The following is a 21,500-nucleotide window of genomic DNA, read 5'->3' as shown; positions in this document are numbered from 1 at the left end:
ATCCACGTTGTCTAGCATTCCCGCCCCTTCCGCCCAGCCGCTGCTGTCCGTGCGCGGCGTCTCGGTGGACTTCAATACCGACAACGGTGTGTTCCGCGCCGTCGAGAACCTGGACTTCGACGTGCGGCCCGGCAAGACGCTGGCCATCGTCGGCGAGTCCGGCTCGGGCAAGTCGGTGACGTCCATGGCCATCATGCGGCTGACGGACTACAACAACGGTCGCATCGCCACCGGCCAGATCCTGCTGCGCGATGGCGACGACCGCGAGATCGACCTGACCGCCGCGTCCGACGAACAGATACGCGCGATCCGCGGCAACGACATCGCCATGATCTTCCAGGAGCCGATGACCTCGCTGAACCCGGTGTTCACCATCGGCGACCAGATCATCGAGGCCATCATGCTGCACCAGCAGTTGTCGCGCTCGGCCGCCCGCAAGGCGGCGCGCGCGCTGCTGGAAAAGGTGCGCCTGCCGGATGCCGAGCAATTGCTGGACCGCTATCCGCACCAGTTGTCGGGCGGCATGCGCCAGCGCGTGATGATCGCCATGGCGCTGTCGTGCCAGCCGCGCCTGCTGATCGCCGACGAGCCGACCACCGCGCTGGACGTGACCATCCAGGCGCAGATCCTGAACACCATCCGCCAATTGCAGCGCGACCTGGGCACGGCCGTCATCTTCATCACGCACGACATGGGCGTGGTGGCCGAGATGGCCGACGACGTGGTGGTGATGCTGCGCGGCAAAAAGGTCGAGCAGGGGCCGGTGGAAGAGATCTTCCGCGCCCCCAAGCACCCCTACACCCGCGCCCTGCTGGCCGCCGTGCCGCGCCTGGGCAGCCTGACCGGCCGCGACCTGCCGCTGCGCACGCCGCAGACGGTGCTGGAAGGCGACACGCTGCGCGAAGTGGGCCAGACCCGCGAGCAGGACACGGCGCGCTACGACGAACCGGTGCTGCGCGTGGAGAAATTGACCACGCGCTTTGACGTCGGCCACAACCTGTTCGGCCGCGTCACCCACCGCGTGCACGCGGTCGAGGAAGTGAGCTTCGACGTCTACCCCGGCGAGACGCTGGCGCTGGTGGGCGAATCGGGCAGCGGCAAGTCGACCATCGGCAAGACCCTGCAGCAACTGGTGGCGCCGACCTCGGGCGCGGTGCGCTACAACGGCCAGGACATCTTCTCGATGGACGCCGCCGGCCGCCAGCGCCTGCGGCAGGAGATCCAGTACATCTTCCAGGATCCGTATGCCTCGCTGGACCCGCGCAAGACCGTGGCCTTCAGCATCGCCGAGCCGATCCGCACCCACCGCCTGCTGAGCGACGAGGCCGCCATCGCGCGCCGCGTCGGCGAACTGCTGGAACAGGTGGGCCTCAAGCCCGAGCACGCGCGCCGCTATCCGCATGAATTCTCAGGCGGCCAGCGCCAGCGCGTCTGCATCGCCCGCGCCCTGGCCAGCGACCCCAAGCTGATCATCGCCGACGAATCGGTGTCGGCGCTGGACGTCTCGATCCAGGCGCAGATCCTGAACCTGCTGATGGACCTGCAGCAGGACCGCGGCCTGTCGTACCTGTTCATCACCCACGACATGGCGGTGGTGGAGAAGGTCAGCCACCGCGTGGCGGTGCTGTACCTGGGCCAGATCGTCGAGCTGGGCACGCGCCGCCAGATCTTCGAGTCGCCGCAGCACGCCTACACCCGCAAGCTGCTGGCCGCCGTGCCCGTGGCCGAGCCCGGCCGCCACATCGACACCTCGCTGATCGAGGGCGAGATTCCCAGCCCGGTGCGGCGCGTGGGCGACGAGCCGGCGATCATTCCCCTGGTTGAATGCGCGCCCGGCCACCGCGTGGCCCGCGCCGCCTGAACCTTCCGTTTTCTACACGTCGGCCCGGCCGATTTCCCGTCCCTGGAGTTGAACATGCTCTCCCTACGCAAAACCTTCACCGCCACCGCCCTGGCCCTGGCGCTGGGCGGCGCCCTGCCCGCGGTCCTGTCGACCGCCCAGGCCGCCGGCACGCTCAATGTAGCCATCAACCAGGACCCGGGCAGCTGGGATCCGATCGACACCTTCGTGACCTTCTGGGGTTCGGTCGGCAGCAACCTGTACGACGGCCTGACCATGCGCGGCGCCGACCTGAAGCTGCAACCGGGCCTGGCCACCAAGTGGGAATACCTGGACGACAACAAGCGCCTGCGCTTCACGCTGCGCCAGGGCGTCAAGTTCCACAATGGCGAGCCGTTCAACGCCGAAGCCGTCAAATTCACCTTCGATCGCCTGCTGGGCGCGGAAGGCGCCAAGGGCCCGCAGAAGTCGAACTACGACTCGATCGGCGAGGTCAAGGTGGTGGATGAATACACCGTCGACTTCATCCTCAAGCACCCCGATCCCGTGCTGCTGACCAAGCTGGCCGGCTACGGCGCCATGATCGTGCCGCCCAAGTACATCCAGGAAAAGGGCGAAGAGAACTTCAACACCCATCCGGTCGGCACCGGCCCGTTCAAGTTCGAAAGCTACCAGCCCAAGGTCAACGTGACCCTGGCGCGCAATGACGACTACTGGGGCGGCAAGCCCAAGCTGGACAAGGTGGTGTACCGCTTCATCAGCGAGCCCGGCACCCAGGTTGCCGAGCTGCAGGCCGGCCGCGTCGACATTGCCACGCTGATCCCGCTGGGCCTGATCGAGACGGTCAAGAAGTCGGGCAAGGCCGATGTCATCTCGACCGGCGGTCCGGTCGCCTTCGCGCTGCGCTACAACACCAAGAACGGCATCACCCAGCACCGCGACGTGCGCCGTGCGCTGATCATGGCGGTGGACCGCGACACCATCGTCAAGCAGCTGCTGCTGGGCCAGGCCAAGACCATCGCCAGCTTCCAGGGCCCGCAGTCTTTCGGCTACAACCCCGAGCAGAAGCCCCTGCCCTTCAACCCCGCCGAAGCCAAGAAGCTGCTGGCCGGCGCCGGCATCAAGCCGGGCGCGACGGTGCAGATCGACGTGCGCGGCAGCGATTCGAACTTCCGCGAAGTGGCCCAGGCGGTGTCCGGCTACCTGCAGGCGGTGGGCGTGCGCGCCACCATCAAGCCGTATGAAACCGGCGTGCTGCTCAACGACATCATCCCCGGCGGCAAGACCGGCGAGATGTGGCAGAACCAATGGGGCGGCTGGACCTACGACTACGACAACACCGCCTACCTGATGTACCACTCGGGCCAGAAGTGGAACCCGTACGACAACGATCCCAAGCTCAACGCCATGCTGGAGGCGCAGCGCACCGTCTATGACGTGAAGAAGCGCGAAGCCATGCTGCATGAGATCGCCGCCTACGTAGCCGACCAGGCGCTGGAAATGCCGCTGTACAGCCTGAACACCATTGTCGGCGTGAACAAGCGCGTGAAGAACCTGGAAGTGCCGGGCGACATCCGCTTCCGGTTCCTCGATACGGCGGTGGAGTAGAGTCCCCCCCGAGGCGCTGCGCGCCTTCCCCCAGGGGCATGCCTGCGGACCGGCGGAGCCGGATCCGCGGCATCCCGCTAGGGGGGCGATGCCTGATTGGGCGTCGCGATGTCTGTGAACCACTTGACGCATTAACCCTACTGATTCGCCGGGGCGAAAGGCCTGGCGGAGCCTCATGACCGGATTTCTGATTAAACGCGTGTTGCAGGCGGTCTTCGTGATCGTGGCCGTGACGCTGCTCGTCTCGTATGCCGTGCGCCTGACCGGCGACCCCGCCCTGATGCTCAGCCAGGGCTCGGGCAGCATCACCGAGCAGGACCTGGCCAACATCCGCCAGGCGCTGGGCCTGAACCGGCCGTTCCACGAGCAGTACCTGGGTTACATGCAGGGCCTGCTGCACGGCGATTTCGGCCGCAGCTTCATGGGCGGCACCTCGGTCGCCAAGCTGATCGGCGACGCGTTGCCGGCCACGCTGATGCTGGCGTTCACCTCGCTGATCGCCTCGATCCTGATTTCACTGCCGCTGGGCATCCAGGCCGCCATCAAGCGCGGCAAGCCCACCGACCAGGCCATCCGCATCCTGTCGCTGGTGGGGCTGTCGTTTCCCAATTTCTGGCTGGCGCTGATGCTGGTGCTGCTGCTGTCGATCACCTTCCCGCTGCTGCCGCCATCGGGCTGGAGCGGTCCGGCCAGCCTGGTGCTGCCGTCGCTGACCATGGCCATCATCCTGTCGGCCACCAACATCCGCCTGGTGCGCACCACCATGCTGGAGACGCTGTCGGCGCAGTACATCATGGTGGCGCGCAGCAAGGGCCTGAAAGAACGCATCGTGCTGTACAAGCACGCGCTGCGCAATTGCGCCATTCCGCTCATCACTTACCTGGGGCTGCAATTCGGCGGCCTGATCGGCGGCATCGTGGTCATCGAGATGGTGTTCAACTGGCCCGGCCTGGGCACGCTGGCGTTCGATGCCATCTCCGGCCGCGACTACCCGGTGCTGCAAGGCACGGTCACCGTGCTGGCGGCCGTCATTGTCCTGGTCAACCTGATCGTCGACATCGCCTATGGCATCGTCGATCCCCGTATCCGCACGCGGTGAACGCCATGCAGACCACTACTTCCACCGCCGCCCCCAAGGCCACCAAGCCGCGCAGCCGCTACCGTTCGCTGGAATTCGTGCTGGGCGCCGCGCTGACCGGCATCATGGTCGCCCTGGTGCTGGCCTCGGGCTGGCTGTTTCCCGACGGCGGCGAAACCATGGACCTGGCCGCCCGCCTGACCGCTCCCTTCACCACCGCCGCCCACGTCTTCGGCACCGATCCGCTGGGCCGCGACGTGCTGGCCCGCGTCATCGTCGGCGGCAAGATCTCGCTGATGGTGGGTTTCGCCTCGGTGCTGGGCGGCGCCTTGCTGGGGGTCATCATGGGCCTGATCGCCGGCTATTACCGCGGCTTCTGGGACATGGTGGTGATGCGCTTCGCCGACGTGCAGCTGGCGCTGCCGTTCATCCTGGTGGCCATCACCTTCATCGCGATCCTGGGCGGCGGCCTGTTCAACGTGATCTTCTTCATGATCGTCTCGCAGTGGGTGCAGTACGCGCGCCTGGTGCGGGCCCAGGTGCTGGCGCTGCGCGAACGCGAATTCGTGCTGGCGGCGCGCGCCTTCGGCGTGCGCGACCTGGCCATGATCCGCCACCACATCGTGCCCAACCTGCTGGGCCCGCTGGTGATCCTAATGACGCTGAACGTCGCCAACAATATCCTGCTGGAAAGCAGCCTGACCTTCCTGGGCTTGGGCGTGGACCCCATGATCCCGAGCTGGGGCGGCATGCTGGCCGATGGCCGCACCTACATGCAGACGGCGTGGTGGGTGAGCGTGTTTCCCGGCCTGGCGATCATGCTGACGGTGCTGGGGCTGAATCTGCTGGGCGATTGGCTGCGCGACCGTCTGGACCCGACCGGCAAGGTATAAATGTCCGCCCGGGCGGCGCGGCAGACGCGCGGCCGGGGCAATTGAGGATGACTGACGATGGCATTGCTGGAAAAGACATTCGACCGCACCCTGGACGCCTGGATCCACGCCTACAAGGCTCCCGCCTGGCGCGGCGCGGCGGTGGAAGGCTGGCTGTTCGAGGGCGTCGAGGCGCGCCGCGAGGCCGAGGCGCGGCTGGCGCAGGCCGGCGTGACGGCGCGCTTTCGCAGCGCCTACAAGCCGCTGCTGCACTACTTCCTGGAAGAGGTCGAGCGCGACGGCTTGACGGCGGTCGAGCTGGGCTACCCGCTGCACGAGCATGCCCAGGCCAAGCGTTTCACGCTGGAAGCCTACCCGCTGGTGGCGCTGCTGCAGGGCGTACGCGTGACGATGAAGCCCGGCGCCTCGGACCTGCACTACGACGTCGTCCTGGCCTACGCCGACGGCACGCGCCGCGAGGCGCGCGTGTTCGCGCCCAACCAGCTCGGCCAGGCACAGGACGGCACCCCCGAGCTATCGCCCACCGGCTGGCTGCGCGTGCGCGATGCCGGGGGCACACTGCAGACCGACGCCGCCCAGACCACCGAATACCAGCAGGCCTTCCGCAGCATCGTCGACACCGTGCGCAATCACCCCTGGGGCGCGCACGAACCGTATTTCGACCGCCTGGAAATCCGCGTCGACCTGCCGGGCATGGACTTCGCCCTGCCGGTGGACGAGGAAATCGTCAGCACCTTCGAAGCGCTGCACGAAGATCTGTACTTCACGTTGCTGGAGCACTTCCAGCACCATTCCGGCCGCCCTTCGGGCGACCGCGGCCTGCAACCGGGCCAGATCATTCCCGATATCCGCCGCCATGATGGCGCGGCGCGCGTGCTAGTCACGCTGGAGCCGTTCGCGCCGCCCGTGGCGGTAACGCCCGTGGCGCCGGCCGAACCGCTGGCCGGACTGCGCGAGCCGCTGGCGGCGGCGCAGATCGCCGGCTGCATGGCGGCGCTGGGCGGCGACAGCTTCCAGGCTATCTCGCGCCAGGGCCGCCCGGTGCTCGGCACCTACCTGCGCGGCCCCGGCCCGGCGGTCTTCATCTCGGGCGCGCAGCATGCCAATGAAACCTCGGGCGTGGTGGGCGCGCTGCGCGCGGCGCAGGCGCTCAAGGCCCGCGGCGATGCCCACTTCGCCCTGATCGCGGCCGAGAACCCGGACGGCTATGCGCTCTTCAACCGCCTGCGCGAACAGCATCCGCGCCACATGCTGCACGCCTCGCGCTACAGCGCGCTGGGCGACGACATCGCCTACCGCGAGCACGCGCCGTTCTTCGAGCGCGAGGGCCGCCACCAGGCGCACGCCATCAGCGGCGCGCAACTGCACATCAACCTGCACGGCTATCCGGCGCACGAATGGACGCGGCCCCTGTCGGGCTACCTGCCGCGCAATTTCGAGCTGTGGACCATTCCCAAGGGCTTTTTCCTGGTGTTGCGCCACCACCCGGGCTGGAGCGAACGCGCCCGCCGCCTGATCGAGGGCGTCACGGCGCGGCTGGCCCGCAAAGTGCCCGGCCTGGTCGAATTCAATGCGCGCCAGCTTGAACTATTCCACGCGCACGCGCTCGAAACCGGATTCGATGTGCTGAACGGCATCCCCGTGCAGGTCACGGAAACCGACCGCGAAGCGCTGCCCATGGCGCTGATCTCGGAGTTTCCGGATGAAACCGTGTACGGGGACCGCTTCGTTTTCGCGCATACTGTGCAAATGGAAACCGTCCTGGCAGCGACCGACATCCACCGCTCCGGACATTAGTCATCGCTCGACATGAACATCCGAGAACGCAACCACGGCGACGACCTCGCCCTGGTGGACATCTGGCTCCGGTCGGTGCGCGCCACGCATACGTTCCTGTCCGAAAAGGAAATCCAGGCCATGTACCCGCAGGTGCTCAACACCCACCTGCCGTCGGTGCGCGTCTGGGTCTGCGAGGACGATGCCGGCGAGGTCGCCGGCTTCATGGGCCTGAACGGCAACAAGGTCGAGATGCTGTTCGTGGACGCCAACAAGCGCGGCAAGGGCGCCGGGCGGCGCCTGCTGAATTTCGCGCTGTCGCTGCACGGCAGCCTGCGGGTTGACGTCAACGAGCAGAACCCGCAGGCGCATGGGTTCTACAAGCACTATGGCTTCGAGGACGTGGGCCGTTCGGAAACCGACGACGCGGGACGGCCACGGCCGATCATTCATATGAAGCTGGCGGGCTGAGGCCGTCAGCGGTTCTCCCGGGTGTGCCACAGTCGCAATACGTAGATGATCGAATCCCGGATCTCGTAACGTATTTCGTACTCCCCGACCAATATCCTGCGTACCTCGCGCGGTTCGAACTGAAATAGCTGCTCTCCAATGCGGGAGTTGGTCGGCAAAACACTTGAAGCCTTGACCAGCGCTTGCACAGCCCGTACGGCTGCGGGCCTATTCACCGCCGCCAGGAATTCATGCAAGCGCGCCAGATCGGAAAGCGCCTTGCTGGTCCACTTCATTTCCATCATCGCGGCAGCGGCAATGGCTGGGCAGAGCCCAGGCTCTCCGCCCAGGCTTGCACGGCTTGGTCATCCACAACCCGACCAGCATCCACGTCAGCAAGCGCTTGCTGGGTGAGCTTGTCACGTTCCTCCTCTTGGGCAATCCAAGCGGACAGTGCCTGCTTCACGATCCAGCCGCGAGATCGGTCCAGACGCGCAGCCATCTGATCGACCTTCTCGGCCAACGGAAGCGGCACATGTGCGGTCAGCACCTTGGTTGCGGGATTCATCTTGTATCTCCAGAGGGGTACTGTCAGCATGGGCAGCCTATTTTAATCGAAGTGATTAATTTTCAATCAAAGAAGATCATCAGATGCGGTTGGCAGGTCAGAAGCCAGACGTCCCCGCACAAGACAAGACGGTTTCAGACAATCGCCCGGTTCGGACGCTTGATAGCCATACGATAATAAAAATCATTCCCTTGCAATAGACAAACCATGATCCTTCGGTCACCCCGGCATGGTGACTTGTGCATGAGCGCCCCCGCCTATCCCTCCCCTCCCTCGCTGGAAACCCTCTACCACGATCATCACGGCTGGTTACGGAGCTGGTTGCAACACCGCCTGGGCAACGATTCCGATGCCGCGGATCTGGCGCACGACGCCTTCCTGCGCTTGTTGGCCAAACCGGTGGGCCGCGAGTTCCACGGCTTTCTCCAGGCTCGCGCCTGGCTGCGCACCGCCGCCAACGGGCTGTGCGTGGACCTGTGGCGTCGCCGCGAAATCGAACGCGTCTGGCTGCAAACCCTGGCCGCCCAGCCCGAGCCGCTGGCGCCGTCGCCCGAGGATCAGGCGCTCGTCGTCGAGGCCCTGCTGCAAATCGGCGCGATGCTCGGCCGCCTGTCGCAAAAGGCGGCGAGCGCTTTCATCATGGCGCAGGTGGACGGGATGCCCTATCACGCCATCGCGGCGCAGTTGTCCGTCTCCGAACGCATGGTCAAGAAGTACATCGCCCAGGCCATGCTGCAATGCGCCTTGATCGAGGCCGGCCGGGGTGACTGATCCCGCGCCCGCCGAAGCGAAGCGCCCCCCGCGGAGCCAACGGGCCGCGGCAACCGCGCCTGCCGCGGCGCGAACCAAGCCCGGTATCCAGAGCCTGGAGCAGGCGGCGCAGTGGTACGCCAGACTGCGCGACGAGCGCGCCACCGACGCGGATCGGGTCGCCTGGCAGGCCTGGCTGCAGGCGCCGGAGCATCAGGCCGCCTGGGCCTGTATCGACAAGGTCAGCCGCAAGTTCGACCCGTTGCGCGGCTATGGCCCACCCGGCACGACGGCCGCGGTCGCCAGCGGCGAGGCGGCGCGACGCACGGTGAACGCCCGACGACAGGCCCTGAAAGTCATTCCCGGCGTCATGGGCCTGGGCCTGTTCGCCCTGGGTTGGCGCTACACGCCGCTGCCCGAGATGATGGCGGCGCTGCGCGCCGACCACCACACCGGCACCGGCAAGCGGCAGCGCCTGGTGTTGACGGACGGTTCGCGCGTATGGCTCAACACCCGCAGCGCGCTGGACGTGGACTACCGGCGCCAGGAACGGCGCCTCATCGTTCTGGACGGTGAAATCCTGGTCCAGACCGCGCAAGACAAGCTGCGGCGCCCGTTCTACGTGGATACGGTGCATGGCCGGCTGCAAGCCCTGGGCACCCGCTACTCGGTGCTCCTGGACTGCGCATCGACGCGCGTCGACGTATTCGAGGGCTCGGTGGAAATCCGCACGACCGCGGGACGGACACTGCGGGTTCACAACGGACAGGCCGCCGCGTTCGACACCCAGCAAATCCGCGCGCTGGCGGGCGCCGATCCGATGCGTGAAGCCTGGGTTCACGGCGTGGTGCCGGCGGACAACATCCGCCTGGCGGATTTGCTGGCCGAACTGGGCCGCTATCGCCACGGCCATCTCGGCGTCGCCCCGGAAGTGGCGGACATTCGCGTCATGGGCGTCTTCCCGACCGACGATACGGACCGGGCGCTGGCCATGCTGGAGCAGACCCTGCCCATCCGGGTACGCCGTCGCCTGCCGTGGTGGACGACGGTCGAAGGTCGCCCAAACGCCCCGAGTTGAAAGGCATCACGCCCGCGTCGATCGTCTTCCTTGATCCGCACGCATCGTACCGGCCTCGCCTCCTCAATAGGACCAAAGGCAGTTCCCCTTTTTCCGTCCAGTTCGGTTTAGTGCATAAGAGACGACGATCGGAGGAACGCGGGCCTTTCGTCCCGATCCGGCCCGCCCACGGAATGCGACGGAAAACCGTGCCTGCCATCGATGGTCGTCTCTCCATCCAAGTGACTTCCGGAGTGATCAATTGATGCCGCTTCCCATTATCCGCCCGCGCGGCCCCGCGCTGCGTCCGTTGGCGTTGGCACTGAACCTGGCCATGGCGGGCTCGCTGCTCGCCGCCATGGGCGCGACGCCCGCCGCACAGGCGCAGACCGCCGCCGCACCGGCACGCCGTTATGACATTCCCGCCGGCCCGCTCAACACGACCTTGAACCGCTACGCAGAAGAGGCAGGGATATTGTTATCCGCGCCAGGCACCCTGACACAAGGCAGGTACGGGCCTGGACTGTCCGGCTCGGCGACGGTCGAACAGGGCTTCGCCCGGCTGCTTCAGGGCCAAGGATTGCAGGCAATACGCCTGGCTGATGGTAGCTATGTCTTGCATCAGTCCACGCCAGATAGCAGTGCCGTGACCTTGCCGGCCGTGCGCGTAACGGCCGCGCCGTCCGCGCCATCGGCACTGCCCGAGCCCTATGCCGGCGGCCACGTGGCCCGGGGTGGCCGCCTGGGCTTGCTGGGCAACAAGGATGTCATGGAAACGCCGTTCAGCACGAGCAGCTATACCTCGCGCATGATCGAGGATTGGCAGGCCGATACGGTGGCGGAGGTGTTGCGCGCGGACTCATCGGTAAGAGAGACGTTCCCCGAATCGGGTCCGACAGAATTCTTCAATGTGCGGGGCTTCCACATGCCAAGCACGGATTTCGCCTGGAATGGCCTTTTCGGTCTGACGCCGGGCTTTCGCGTCGCCACGGAGTTCCTTGAACGGGTGGAAGTGCTGAAAGGCCCGGGCGCTCTGTTGTATGGCATGACTCCGGCCGGTTCCGTGGGCGGGGTCATCAACTTGGTGCCCAAACGCGCTGGCGACAAGCCGTTGACCCGCCTGACTACCAGGTATGCCTCGGATTCGGAGCTGGGCGCCCACTTGGACATGGGGCGACGATTCGGACAGGAGAATGGATTCGGCATCCGGGTCAATACCGCCACATCCAATGGCAACACCGCATTGGACGGCCAGAGAGAGAAGCGGGAAATGGCCGCGGTGGCACTCGACTTTCGCGCAGAGCGGCTGCGCATCGCGCTGGATGCCTACAGCATCGATGGCAAGAAGCGCGGCGCCATGCCGCTCTTCACCACTTTCGCCAACGAACACGTTCCTGCGGCTCCCGATCCCACGACCAACACCATGCCGGGGGCGTATTCCTCCGAGCGCAGCAAGGCGCTCATCGGCTCGCTCGAATTCGATTTCAATGAGCATTGGACCGGATTCGCGGCCATCGGCACCAAGCATCAAAGCAGTTCCGGCTATATGAACAACGCGCTGGGCATGAATGCGCAAGCCTCAGGCGACTACATGGGCATGGCCAAGAATACGAGAAGCTTCTCCAACGTCAACTCCGCCAATACCGGCATTCGCGGACGTCTGAGCACGGGCCCCGTCGGACACGAGATCACCTTCAGCGGCAATGCCATCCAACAAGCCGGCGGCGCCGTCCAAGGCCCGGTGACGATGTGGGCGTCGAACATCTACAGGCCAAGCCAACCTACGCTGACGGTCGGCCCGGCCATGGTGCCAAAATCGTCCGACTCCACCTTCAGCAGTATTGCCCTCAGCGACACGCTTTCGTTCTCGCAGGACAAGTACCTGCTGACGCTGGGCGCGCGGCAGCAGCGCGTCCGAACGAAGAACTATGCGCCATCGGGCGCCGTGACTACCCGATATGATGAACAAGCGCTGACGCCCGCCGTTGGCTTCGTCGTCAAGCCATGGACCACACCCGTCTCCATTTACGCCAACTATATCGAAGGACTCTCGCAGGGCGACAGAGTCACGGATACCACTGCCGCCAACTTTGGCGAGGTCTTCCCGCCGTACAAAAGCAAGCAGATGGAACTGGGGGCAAAGTGGGATGCAGGCAATCTACTGAATACCCTTGCCGTATTCCAGATCACTCGTCCGAGTCTCATCAAGGACAACGGCAGCAACAGATATGCGCCCGACGGAGAACAGCGCAATCGTGGCCTTGAATGGAACATCGCCGGCGCGGTGACACCGGGATTGCGCTTGCTGGGCGGAGCGACTTATCTCAAGGCGATCAACACACGGACCCGCGCCGGGCTGCTGGACGGAAGGACGGCCATGGGCGTTCCCACCTGGTTGGTCAACCTGGGCGCCGAATGGGATCCCCCGTGGTTACCCGGCCTGACGCTGCGGGCCGCAGCCATCCACACAGGCCGGCAATATGCCGACAACGCCAATACGCAGAAATTGCCGGCCTGGACTCGGGTCGATCTGGGCGCCCGTTACGTCACCCGGCTGGCGGCGCACCCTGTCGCTTTCCGTGCGAGCGTGGAGAATGCCTTCAATCAGCGCTATTGGTCAGGCGCGTGGAACGGCTTCTCCTCCGTCGGCGCGCCACGCACGGTCAAGCTGGCGGTCAGCGTGGATTTCTGACTTGCGGCCCATCGCATGACATGCGACTGCGCACTCAGGCAGCCCTTGCCCCCTACCCCGCCTCGCCGTGCCGCACCCGCCACGCCTTGAGCGCGGCGCGGTATTCGTCCATGGCTTCGTTGTAGGTATCGTAGACGCAGGGGATACAGCCGCTGTTGCAGCATTCCTCGGGCGCGGGGGCCTCGGGCGGCACGGGCGGCGGATCGTCGTCGACGGGCGGAGCGGTGTTCGGGGTATCGGGGGTATTCGCGGGACTCATGGCCGCATGTTAGCGCCGATCGGCGCCGCTTCGTCCGCCAGCGCCCGCCATTGCTGGCGCCGGATCTCGTAGCGCAGCTTGCGCGCCTCCCCTTCGCCAGTGGTCTCGATCCAGCGCATCCCGCATTTTTCCATGACGCGCAGGGACGCGGCGTTGGCCTGTATGGCCACGGCGCTCAGCGCGTCCACCGGCAGGCGTTCGAATCCCAGCGCCAGCAGGGCGCGGGTGATTTCCGAGGCGTAGCCCCGGCCCCAACAGGTGGGCATGAACGCGTAGGCGATCTCGACCCGCTCGATCTTGCCCGACAGCGCCAGCTTGAGGCCGGCGCGGCCGGCCAGCGCGCCGCTATCGCGCTCGCTCAGCACATACATGCCGTAGCCATGTTCGGCCCAATGCAGCATGTTGTGCTCGACGTAGCGCCGGCTCGCGGTGGCGTCGCGCGTGCCGCCCATGGTGGCCATCAGGGCAGCGTCGGCGTGCATCGCGGTGATGAAGGGCAGATGGGTCGACGACATGCGCTCGGCGCGCAGGCGCCGGGTGACGAAGGATTCGGGCAGCGGGGCGGACGGCATGATCTCGAAGCATGGACACACACGGTGCCTTGCATCATATCCATGCCCGCCCCTGCATGCCATCGCACTTTCGCACCGTGGACACACCCTGCTAGCCGCGCCGCAAGCCCAGAAAGCTCCAGTGCACGTCGGCGCGATCCAGCATGTCCTCGCGCGTGACGAGGTGATGCCCCGACAGGCCATGCCTTGCCGCCAGCGCGATGGTTTCTTCGGCCGAGACGTCGAACATGCGGCGGCCAGGCGGCACGGGGCCGTGGCGCAGCGACATCAGGAGTTGTCCGCCGGGCGCCAGCAGGGCCGCCAGCGCCGCCATGCCGCGGGCGCGCTCGTCCGCGTCCAGGTGCATCCAGACGGCGGTCAGCATGATCACATCGAACTCGCGCCCTTGCAGGCCCGCAAGTTCAGGCAAGGCGTCATCGACCCATTCCAGGTTGGGCAGCGCGTGGCGGCGCTGGCCCTCGCGCCGCAATTCGGGCGTGGGCTCGGCCGCCACCACCTGGTGGCCCATGCGCGCCAGCGCGGCGGCATCGCGGCCCGAGCCGGCGCCGATGTCGGCGATGCGCGCGGGCGTGGCCGGGATCAGGTGCGCCACGTCGCGATGCACGTCGGCAAAGGCGATGCTTTCGTACTGCTCGGCCAGGGCCGCGGCGTTTTCGCCGTAGCCCTGGGTGCCCGGCACCACCACCGCGCCCGTCCCGGGCGCAAGCGCGTCCGCGCTCATTTGGCCTTGAGCGCGTCGTAGATGCGCTTGCCGACGCGGCCATCCTGCGGCAGGTTGCGCTTTTCCTGTTCGGCGCGCACCGCGTCGCGGGTCTTGGCGCCGGGAATGCCGTCGGCGGTGCCGACGTCGTAGCCGCGGGCGTTGAGCATCTCCTGCACTTGCTTGATCTGCGCGCGCGACAGGCCGGGGTCGTCCGTCGGCCAGGGCGTGGCCAGCGCCGGGCCGCCCTGCAGGCGGTTCAGCAACAGCGACACCGCCAGCCCGTAGCGGCGCGACTGGTTGTAGTGCAGGATCGCGTCGAAATTGACGGTGGCCAGGAACACCGGCCCCTTGGCGCCAGTGGGCGCGAACAGGTAGGCCTGCTGGTCATTGCCGGAGGCCAGCTTGAGCGCCGAACCATCCGCCTGCTTGAGGCCGGCCTGGGCCCATTGCGCGATGCTGCGGCGGTCCTGCGAGCCGACATACTCGGCGTCGGGCGCGGGCGGGATGGCGGCGGCCACGTCGGCCGGCACGCGCACTTCCACCACCGCCGGCAGGCCGTGAGTCCATTTGGCGCGGCGCTTGCGCAGGTGGTTGGCGGTCGAGGCCAGCGCGTCCGGCAGCGAGTTGTACAGGTCGATCTTGCCATCGCCGTCGCCGTCCGCCGCCAACTCGTAGAACGAGGTGGGAATGAACTGCGTCATGCCAAAGGCGCCGCTCCAGGAACCGACGAAATTGTCGGCCGGCACCACGCCGTCGCGCAGCAGGCGCACCGAGGCGTAGGCGTTCTTTTCCCACAGCGTCTTGTTCTCGGTGCAGGCGCGGGTCAGCCAGGCATTAAGCACGTCGGTCTTGCCGACCTGACGGCCATAGTTGGTCTCGATGCCGAAGATGGCAACCAGTGTGGCCGGGTCCACCTGGTACTGCTGGCCGATGGCATCGAGTTGCGGGCCGTACTTGGCCATCACCGCGCGGCCGTCGGCGACGCGCTCGTCGTCGACGGTCTTGGCGATGTAGTCCCACCAGGTTTCGCGGCCCTCGGGCTGGCCCTGGGCGGACGCGACGGTGGTGGGCAGCAGCTTGGCCTTGGCGGTGTACTTGTCCCAGTCGGCCACGGTCAGGCCATTGGCGGTGGCGCCCTTGCGCAGCTTGGCGATACACGCCTTGGTGTCGAGTTCGGTCGGGACGATGACCGTGGGCGCAGCGGGGGCCGCGGTCGCCGCGGGAGCCTGGGCCGGCGCCGCCACGGGCGCAGCGGCCGGCGCCGCCGCTGGGGCAGCGGCAGGCGCAGGGGCGGCGGCGGGCGTGGCAAGTTCGTCGAAGCTGCGCTTGGGCGTCAACACCGGCCCGGACGAGGCAGGCTGGGCCCCGGAATTGCGCGTGCCGGTGGCGGAAGCCGGCGACTGGGCCTGGGCGGCGCCCAAGGCGGCGAGGCTCAGCGCAGCGGCCAGGACCGCGCGCGCCAGGGGATCGATTCGGGTGCGAAGCGCGTTCTGTCGCATGGTAATCCTGAAAAATCGAGGTCAGCCCGGATCGTACCGCGAGCGGGCGCCGAAATCGAACCGACGGCGCGCTGCCCGCAGCCGGCTGTCCGGCCGCGGCCAAGCCTCACGCTGCGGCGCCTGCCGCCGCAAGCCGTGGCGGCGGGCGCCGCAACACGCGCAGGCAAAGCGCGAGCGCCATCAGGCTCGACAAGGCAAAGCCCAGGGTCTGCCCCAGCAACACGCCTTCGGCTCCGCCATACCGGGCGCCCAGCCAGACGAACGGCAGCGTGCCCACGGTCGCGCGCAACCAGCCGACCGCGGTCGCATAGGTGGCATGGCCCAGGTTGTTGAATACCGCCACCGAGACGAAGAAAAGGCTGTTCAGCGCCCACATGAAGCTGGCGTAACGGCAGAAGGCCAAGACCAGCTCGCGCCCGGGGCCGGTAACCCGGAAAAGATCGGCAATCCAGGGCGCCAGCAAGGCCAGCAACACCGCCACGCCGACCCCATACGCCAGGGCCAGGCCGGCGGTGATGCGCACGGTCCGCCGGACCCGCTCCCACTGGCCCGCGCCGAGGTTCTGACCCAGGATCGGGCCGATGGCGCCTGGCAACACGAAGAACAAGGAATACGACAGCTGAAGCACCCGGTCCACCACGGTCGCGCCCGCCATGATGCTGGGGCCGAACCCGGCATAAACGGAGGCAGTGAAAACCACCGCCGCAGGCGTTGCCAGGGCGCTCAACGCGGCCGGCAGGGCAATGGCGCCGACCGCGGCCAGATCCGCGCACAGCTCCGATCGCACCGGCCGCGCCACCAACCGGTAGCGCCCGAATACCAGCCAGGCCCCGAGCATGACCGTTGCCAACCGCCCCGCCCCGCCGGCCCACGCCACACCCTGCATGCCCCCGTCGAACACGAAGATGACCAGCGGATCCAGAATCGCCACCGTGGCGGTGCCGGCCAACAGCACCCACATCGACTGGCGGCCCTGACCGGCGGCGCGCAGCAGGTTCGACAGCATCATGCCCACGCCCATCACCACCGAGAACGGCGCGGTAATGGCGACATAGGACAGCACCAGCGCCCGCACGTCCGGCGCCAACCCAATCATCCGGGTGAACGGCCCGATCGCCAGCAGGAACCCCGCGGCGGACAACAACGCGGCCGCCATCATCAGGAGCAGCGAGGCCGCCGCCAGCCGCCGTGCGCGCGGCGCATCCCCCTGCCCCAGCGCACGTGACACCTGCGCCGCGCCGCCGACGGTCACGCCGATGCAGATCGACGTGACCGTGAAGAGCGCCATTGAACCGAATCCCACCGCCGCCAGCACGGCCTCGTCGCGCAGCGTGCCCAGGTAAAGCAGCGTCAGGAATTCGATGGCGAACACGGCCAGCATGCTGGCCCAGCCCGTCAACACCATTTCAAGCACATGGCTTCGCAACGGCCCGGAGACGAAACGGGCGGGCACCGCGGCAACGGCCGTCATGGCCCGGCCGGCCCGAACCAGAACTGCGACCGCGTTTCATCCGACGAATACCATGGCAGCAGGCCGATGCTGTGCGACTCGCGCTGCACGCTCACCAGCAGCCCGCCCGCCTGGGGCCGCAGCAGCGCCACGGTGCGGAACACGCCCATGGATTCGTACTGGCGCCAGTCACGCCGGGCGCTGATCCAATAGCGGCCCTGGGTGCAGCCGCCGAAGTGCTGGATGTCGGCCAGCGGTCCATGCGCTGGACGGACCGAGCCGGCCGTGACGTCGCGCAGCGGCAACAGGCCGGTAAAGCGGCCGCCCTGTCCGTCATCGGCCAGGACCTGCCAACCCTGCGGCGCGGCCTTGAAGGTGACGCGGGCGGCCGGCGTGGGGCGCCAGGCAAGTTGCGCCGTATCCCGCAGGTCCGGCAGGTCCAGGGTGTAGGCCAGGAAGCGGCGCAGATCAGCCACGCCGGCGGCGGCCTCGCCCGCGCGCGCCTGGCCGGCGACGCGATAGGTGCCGGCCAGGTCCGGGCATTGCGCCGGATCGGATGGCAGCACCAGCGCCGTGCCGTCCTTGAACGGCGGCCAGGTCACGCGCACCTCGTCCACGGTGGACACGCCGCAGCCGGCCAGCGCCGCCAGCAGCAGCCCCGCCAATGCCCACCGTCGCGCGGCCACCGCCCCCCCGCCCTGCTGTGTTGTCCTCATGCGCATCGCACGCCCGCCTCCCTGGCGACGAACTATACCGAAACCCCGATGCGCGTTGCCAAGGGCCCGGCGCGGGACAATAATCGGCGCATCGCCGCTGCCGCGCCCGCCATGGCGCCCTTCAGAGGAAAATGCCGCATCCGGCACCGGCAAAGGCAGCCGCTTCCGTGGTGAACGGGAAATGCCACGGCGACGCGAGGGTCCGCCGATTCCGGATATGATCGGCGCCCTGCCGCAGGCATTCGGCCGCGGAATGCTGACGGCCGGACCCAGCCTGTGGAGGCCGCCGGGCATTCGCCGCCAGGCTGGCGCAGGCCATCAATACCCCTACTTAGGAGCGCCCATGTACGACTGGCTCAACACCTTGCCCAAGGCGGAACTGCACCTGCACCTGGAAGGCACGCTCGAACCCGAGCTGCTGTTCCGGCTGGCCCACCGCAACGGCGTGGCGCTGCCGTGGCCCGACATGGATGCCCTGCGCGCCGCCTACGACTACAACAACCTGCAGGAATTCCTCGACCTGTACTACCGCGGCGCCGACGTGCTGCGCACCGAGCAGGACTTCTACGACCTGACCTGGGACTACCTGGTCAAATGCCACGAGCAGAACGTGGTGCACACCGAGCCGTTTTTCGATCCCCAGACCCACACCGACCGCGGCGTGCCGTTCAAGGTGGTGCTGGACGGCATCAGCCAGGCGCTGGCGGACGGCCGCGAGAAGCTCGGCATCAGCAGCGGCCTGATCCTCAGCTTCCTGCGCCATCTGCCCGAGGAACAGGCCATGCGCACGCTGGACGAGGCGCTGCCCTACCGCGACGCCTTCATCGCCGTCGGCCTGGACAGCAGCGAAAAAGGCTTTCCGCCGCGCCTGTTCCAGCGCGTCTTCGACCGCGCCCGCGCCGAGGGCCTGCCGGCCGTGGCCCATGCCGGCGAGGAAGGCCCGCCCGAGTACATCTGGGAAGCGCTGGACCTGCTCAAGGTGCGGCGCATCGACCACGGCGTGCGCGCCGCCGAGGACCCGCGCCTGATGGCGCGCCTGATCGATGAGCAGATCCCGTTGACCGTCTGTCCGCTGTCGAACACGCGCCTGCGGGTATTCGAGCACATGTCGCAGCACAACATTCTGTCGCTGCTGGACGCCGGCGTGAAGGTCACGGTCAATTCCGACGACCCGGCCTATTTCGGCGGCTACGTCACCGAGAACTTCCACGCGCTGTACGAGCACCTGGGCATGACCCAGGCCCAGGCGCAGGCGCTGGCCGACAACAGCATGGATGCGCGCATCCTGAAGTAGGCCGGCCGGGCGCGCCGGGTCCGCTCATCGAGAAACTGGGAATCAGGCCGCGCCGGGCGCGCCCACCAAGCGCAGGAACGGCGGGATCAGGCTGGCGGCCAGCGCGTCGGCGTCGGCCGCGCCGCGCGCGATGGCGTCATCGACCGCGCCGTGCATGCCGTGGTACAGCAGGATCGCGGTCAACGCCGGCTGCGCCAGTTGCCAGCAGCCGGCCTGCTGGCCGGCGCGCAACATCGCCTCGGCCTGTGCCAGCACCGCCGCGCGCTCGGCGGCGCCGCGATGGGGGTGGTTGACGTCGTGGAACACCACATCGTGCAGCGCATAACCGTCGAAATAAGCCTGCACGCCGGCATGCGTCCAGGCCCGCAGCCGCGCCACGCCGTCGTCCGGCGCGCAGGCCGCCATGGCCGCGTCGATGCGGTCCAGGAAGCCCTGCGAGAACTTGGCGCGCAGCGCCGCCAGCACCTCCGCCTTGGACGAGAAGTAGTGATAGAAGGTGCCCTTGGCCACGCCGGCCTGCGCCACGATCTGGTCGATGGTGGTGGCTTCGACGCCCTGGCGCACGAACAGGTCTTCGGCGGCGGCCATGAGTTCGTCCAGGCGCACCGGCGCCGGCTTGGTACGCGGTGGCGGGGCGGCGCAGGCCTGCGGGTCGGGCCGGGCTGAGGATCGGGCGGCGGACTTGGCGGAAACGGGGGCCATCGCGAGCGGGGGTTCCATCATTCTCAATGATTCCCAGTGTAGAGGAGGCGCCCGGCGCAGCGTCCGGAAGCCATTGGGAATGCGTCTTTTTATATATTGACCGACGGTCAGTCGATTACTAGAATACGGTTTCACATTTGCTTCCCGGCCCTTTCGCATGCATGCCTCCCGCCGCCGCGCCCTGGTGTTCGCCGTCAACCTGGGCAGCTTCATCACCATCCTGGATATCAGCATCGTCAACGTCGCCCTGCCCACCATGCAGGCCGCGCTGCGCATCGACATGGCCGGCCTGCAATGGGTGGTGGACGCCTACGCGCTGTTCCTGTCGGCCTTCATGCTCTCGGCCGGGCCGCTGGGGGACCGCTATGGCCGCAAGCGCTCGTGGCTCGCGGGCGTGGCGCTGTTCACGCTGGGGTCGGCCTTCTGCGGGCTGGCCGACAACCTGCCGCTGCTGCTGGCCGGCCGCGCGGTGCAGGGCGTGGCTGGCGCGCTGCTGATCCCCGGCGCCATGTCGTTGCTGACGCAGGCCTTTCCCGATCCGGCCGAGCGCGCCCGCGCCATCGGCCTGTGGGCCTCGTGCAATGCCATCTCGCTGATCGTGGGGCCGATGCTGGGGGGCTTGCTGGTGGCGCACTTCAGCTGGCAGAGCATTTTCCTGATCAACCTGCCGGTGGGCGCGCTGGCGCTCGCGCTGGGCGCCTGGGGCATCCAGGAAAGCGCGCATCCCGAACATGCGGCGTTCGATCCGGCCGGCCAGGCCCTGAGCGTGATCTGGCTGGGCGCGCTGACTTATGGCCTGATCACCGCCGGCGAGCATGGCTGGCACGCGCCGGCCGCCCTCGCCGCGCTGGCCGTGGCCGCCATCGGGCTGCTCGCCTTCCTGTGGGTCGAGCGCACCGTGGCGCGCCCTATCCTGCCGCTGGGCCTGTTCCGCGACCCGGGCTTCGCCAGCACCAACTTCGCTTCGTTCGTGATGGGCTTCGGCGCCTACAGCAGCCTGTTCTTCTTCTCGCTCTACCTGCAGCACGTGCGCGGTCTGTCGCCGCTGGAAGCCGGCTGGCAACTGGCGCCGCAATTCGTGGCCACCGGCGTCGTGTCGACGGTGTTCGGCCGCCTGAACCCGCGCTTCGGCCTGCCGCGGCTGATGATCGCCGGCTACGGCATGGTCGGCGTAGCCATGCTGGGCATGCTGAGCTTCGATGCGCACACGCCCTATGCCCTGTCCGGATCACTGATGGTGCTGCTGGGCCTGGGCATGGGGCTGGCGGTGCCGGCCACCAGCATGGCGGTGATGGCGACCGTGCCGCGCGAGCGCTCGGGCATGGCTTCGGCCACCATGAACGCGCTGCGCCAGACCGGCATGACCATCGGCATCGCGCTGTTGGGCGCGCTGATGAGCAGCCGCGCCGTCGACCACCTGGCCGCGGCGCTGACGCGGTTGGGCCAGGCGGATGCGCAGGCGGTGGCGCGCGTCGCGGTGACCCGGCACGTGCTGCCGGCGCAACCCGACGGCGTGGCGGCGTTGTTCGCCGCCGCGCTGGCCGACGGCTTCCACGCCGCCATGGCCGGCGCCGGCGTGGCCTCGCTGCTGGC

Annotated in this window: 20 protein-coding genes; 11 read left to right on the top strand and 9 right to left on the bottom strand. The window is 67.6% G+C overall.

Annotation, left to right across the window (positions count from 1 at the left end; all coding sequences use genetic code 11):
* Window positions 1-7: 7 nt before the first annotated feature.
* The 6 genes from HV701_RS15360 (at window position 8) to HV701_RS15335 (ending at window position 7,666) form a co-directional block, all read left to right on the top strand.
* A complete protein-coding gene (locus tag HV701_RS15360; protein WP_338077768.1) occupies window positions 8-1,861 on the top strand; it encodes an ABC transporter ATP-binding protein in 1,854 nt (617 codons plus the stop codon).
* 54 nt (window positions 1,862-1,915) lie between these two features.
* Complete coding sequence (locus HV701_RS15355) at window positions 1,916-3,448, top strand: ABC transporter substrate-binding protein (protein WP_175133901.1); 1,533 nt, start codon at window positions 1,916-1,918, stop codon at window positions 3,446-3,448.
* Between the two features lie 175 nt (window positions 3,449-3,623).
* The gene (locus HV701_RS15350; protein WP_175133900.1) at window positions 3,624-4,547 is read left to right on the top strand and encodes an ABC transporter permease; all 924 of its coding nucleotides are present in this window, start codon (window positions 3,624-3,626) and stop codon (window positions 4,545-4,547) included.
* A 5-nt stretch (window positions 4,548-4,552) separates the two neighbouring features.
* Window positions 4,553-5,419, top strand: coding sequence for an ABC transporter permease (locus HV701_RS15345; RefSeq protein ID WP_175133899.1), 867 nt, complete (start codon window positions 4,553-4,555; stop codon window positions 5,417-5,419).
* A 57-nt stretch (window positions 5,420-5,476) separates the two neighbouring features.
* Window positions 5,477-7,216: a M14 family metallopeptidase gene (locus HV701_RS15340; protein ID WP_175133898.1), complete on the top strand. Its 1,740-nt coding sequence runs from the start codon at window positions 5,477-5,479 to the stop codon at window positions 7,214-7,216.
* Between the two features lie 12 nt (window positions 7,217-7,228).
* Window positions 7,229-7,666, top strand: a complete 438-nt coding sequence (locus HV701_RS15335) for an acetyltransferase (protein WP_006385010.1) — start codon at window positions 7,229-7,231, stop codon at window positions 7,664-7,666.
* A gap of 5 nt (window positions 7,667-7,671) precedes the next feature.
* Here HV701_RS15335 and HV701_RS15330 read toward each other — a convergent pair whose 3' ends face one another.
* Window positions 7,672-7,941: a type II toxin-antitoxin system RelE/ParE family toxin gene (locus HV701_RS15330; RefSeq protein WP_223203203.1), complete on the bottom strand. Its 270-nt coding sequence runs from the start codon at window positions 7,939-7,941 to the stop codon at window positions 7,672-7,674.
* A 5-nt stretch (window positions 7,942-7,946) separates the two neighbouring features.
* Window positions 7,947-8,213, bottom strand: a complete 267-nt coding sequence (locus HV701_RS15325) for a CopG family ribbon-helix-helix protein (RefSeq protein ID WP_175133897.1) — start codon at window positions 8,211-8,213, stop codon at window positions 7,947-7,949.
* 243 nt (window positions 8,214-8,456) lie between these two features.
* Between HV701_RS15325 and HV701_RS15320 the strand changes: the two genes are divergently transcribed.
* From HV701_RS15320 to HV701_RS15310, 3 genes are all read left to right on the top strand, one after another.
* Window positions 8,457-8,984, top strand: a complete 528-nt coding sequence (locus tag HV701_RS15320; protein ID WP_175133896.1) for a sigma-70 family RNA polymerase sigma factor — start codon at window positions 8,457-8,459, stop codon at window positions 8,982-8,984.
* On the top strand, window positions 8,977-10,041 hold the full coding sequence (locus tag HV701_RS15315) for a FecR domain-containing protein (protein ID WP_236756259.1): 1,065 nt from the start codon (window positions 8,977-8,979) through the stop codon (window positions 10,039-10,041). Before HV701_RS15320 ends, HV701_RS15315 begins: the two co-directional genes overlap by 8 nt.
* Window positions 10,042-10,285: 244 nt before the next feature.
* Window positions 10,286-12,712: a TonB-dependent receptor gene (locus HV701_RS15310; protein ID WP_175133895.1), complete on the top strand. Its 2,427-nt coding sequence runs from the start codon at window positions 10,286-10,288 to the stop codon at window positions 12,710-12,712.
* 52 nt (window positions 12,713-12,764) lie between these two features.
* Here HV701_RS15310 and HV701_RS15305 read toward each other — a convergent pair whose 3' ends face one another.
* From HV701_RS15305 to HV701_RS15280, 6 genes are all read right to left on the bottom strand, one after another.
* Entirely contained in the window at window positions 12,765-12,971 is a 207-nt protein-coding gene (locus tag HV701_RS15305; RefSeq protein ID WP_175133894.1) for an oxidoreductase-like domain-containing protein, read from the bottom strand.
* Window positions 12,968-13,543: a GNAT family N-acetyltransferase gene (locus HV701_RS15300; protein WP_175133893.1), complete on the bottom strand. Its 576-nt coding sequence runs from the start codon at window positions 13,541-13,543 to the stop codon at window positions 12,968-12,970. Before HV701_RS15300 ends, HV701_RS15305 begins: the two co-directional genes overlap by 4 nt.
* A 91-nt stretch (window positions 13,544-13,634) precedes the next feature.
* Complete coding sequence (locus tag HV701_RS15295; protein ID WP_175133892.1) at window positions 13,635-14,264, bottom strand: class I SAM-dependent methyltransferase; 630 nt, start codon at window positions 14,262-14,264, stop codon at window positions 13,635-13,637.
* On the bottom strand, window positions 14,261-15,745 hold the full coding sequence (locus HV701_RS15290) for a lytic murein transglycosylase (RefSeq protein ID WP_175133891.1): 1,485 nt from the start codon (window positions 15,743-15,745) through the stop codon (window positions 14,261-14,263). The genes HV701_RS15295 and HV701_RS15290 overlap by 4 nt, the downstream gene beginning before the upstream one ends.
* Before the next feature lie 106 nt (window positions 15,746-15,851).
* The gene (locus tag HV701_RS15285) at window positions 15,852-17,216 is read right to left on the bottom strand and encodes an MATE family efflux transporter (RefSeq protein WP_175133890.1); all 1,365 of its coding nucleotides are present in this window, start codon (window positions 17,214-17,216) and stop codon (window positions 15,852-15,854) included.
* A complete protein-coding gene (locus HV701_RS15280; protein ID WP_175133889.1) occupies window positions 17,213-17,911 on the bottom strand; it encodes a hypothetical protein in 699 nt (232 codons plus the stop codon). Before HV701_RS15280 ends, HV701_RS15285 begins: the two co-directional genes overlap by 4 nt.
* A 343-nt stretch (window positions 17,912-18,254) precedes the next feature.
* Here HV701_RS15280 and HV701_RS15275 point away from each other — a divergent pair, with 343 nt between their 5' ends.
* Entirely contained in the window at window positions 18,255-19,205 is a 951-nt protein-coding gene (locus HV701_RS15275; RefSeq protein WP_175133888.1) for an adenosine deaminase, read from the top strand.
* Between the two features lie 42 nt (window positions 19,206-19,247).
* Here the strand turns inward: HV701_RS15275 and HV701_RS15270 are convergent, their stop codons facing one another.
* Entirely contained in the window at window positions 19,248-19,907 is a 660-nt protein-coding gene (locus tag HV701_RS15270) for a TetR/AcrR family transcriptional regulator (RefSeq protein ID WP_236756255.1), read from the bottom strand.
* A 157-nt stretch (window positions 19,908-20,064) separates the two neighbouring features.
* Here HV701_RS15270 and HV701_RS15265 point away from each other — a divergent pair.
* A partial coding sequence (locus HV701_RS15265) for an MFS transporter (RefSeq protein WP_175133886.1) occupies window positions 20,065-21,500 on the top strand: 1,436 nt, incomplete at its 3' end.

Source organism: Achromobacter pulmonis (assembly GCF_902859765.1).
In the GTDB taxonomy this organism is placed as follows: domain Bacteria; phylum Pseudomonadota; class Gammaproteobacteria; order Burkholderiales; family Burkholderiaceae_B; genus Achromobacter; species Achromobacter pulmonis.
This window is presented reverse-complemented; position numbering and strand designations above follow the sequence as displayed.

What these genes read in the sequence shown, in the direction of transcription:
- HV701_RS15335 (WP_006385010.1), top strand. Translation starts at nt 7,229, where the DNA reads ATGAACATCCGAGAACGCAACCACGGCGACGACCTCGCCCTGGTGGAC.
- HV701_RS15310 (WP_175133895.1), top strand. Translation starts at nt 10,286, where the DNA reads ATGCCGCTTCCCATTATCCGCCCGCGCGGCCCCGCGCTGCGTCCGTTG.
- HV701_RS15290 (WP_175133891.1), bottom strand. Translation starts at nt 15,745, where the DNA reads ATGCGACAGAACGCGCTTCGCACCCGAATCGATCCCCTGGCGCGCGCG.
- HV701_RS15270 (WP_236756255.1), bottom strand. Translation starts at nt 19,907, where the DNA reads ATGGCCCCCGTTTCCGCCAAGTCCGCCGCCCGATCCTCAGCCCGGCCC.
- HV701_RS15300 (WP_175133893.1), bottom strand. Translation starts at nt 13,543, where the DNA reads ATGCCGTCCGCCCCGCTGCCCGAATCCTTCGTCACCCGGCGCCTGCGC.
- HV701_RS15330 (WP_223203203.1), bottom strand. Translation starts at nt 7,941, where the DNA reads ATGAAGTGGACCAGCAAGGCGCTTTCCGATCTGGCGCGCTTGCATGAA.
- HV701_RS15325 (WP_175133897.1), bottom strand. Translation starts at nt 8,213, where the DNA reads ATGAATCCCGCAACCAAGGTGCTGACCGCACATGTGCCGCTTCCGTTG.
- HV701_RS15350 (WP_175133900.1), top strand. Translation starts at nt 3,624, where the DNA reads ATGACCGGATTTCTGATTAAACGCGTGTTGCAGGCGGTCTTCGTGATC.
- HV701_RS15305 (WP_175133894.1), bottom strand. Translation starts at nt 12,971, where the DNA reads ATGAGTCCCGCGAATACCCCCGATACCCCGAACACCGCTCCGCCCGTC.
- HV701_RS15285 (WP_175133890.1), bottom strand. Translation starts at nt 17,216, where the DNA reads ATGACGGCCGTTGCCGCGGTGCCCGCCCGTTTCGTCTCCGGGCCGTTG.
- HV701_RS15355 (WP_175133901.1), top strand. Translation starts at nt 1,916, where the DNA reads ATGCTCTCCCTACGCAAAACCTTCACCGCCACCGCCCTGGCCCTGGCG.
- HV701_RS15340 (WP_175133898.1), top strand. Translation starts at nt 5,477, where the DNA reads ATGGCATTGCTGGAAAAGACATTCGACCGCACCCTGGACGCCTGGATC.
- HV701_RS15280 (WP_175133889.1), bottom strand. Translation starts at nt 17,911, where the DNA reads ATGAGGACAACACAGCAGGGCGGGGGGGCGGTGGCCGCGCGACGGTGG.
- HV701_RS15295 (WP_175133892.1), bottom strand. Translation starts at nt 14,264, where the DNA reads ATGAGCGCGGACGCGCTTGCGCCCGGGACGGGCGCGGTGGTGGTGCCG.
- HV701_RS15345 (WP_175133899.1), top strand. Translation starts at nt 4,553, where the DNA reads ATGCAGACCACTACTTCCACCGCCGCCCCCAAGGCCACCAAGCCGCGC.
- HV701_RS15320 (WP_175133896.1), top strand. Translation starts at nt 8,457, where the DNA reads ATGAGCGCCCCCGCCTATCCCTCCCCTCCCTCGCTGGAAACCCTCTAC.
- HV701_RS15275 (WP_175133888.1), top strand. Translation starts at nt 18,255, where the DNA reads ATGTACGACTGGCTCAACACCTTGCCCAAGGCGGAACTGCACCTGCAC.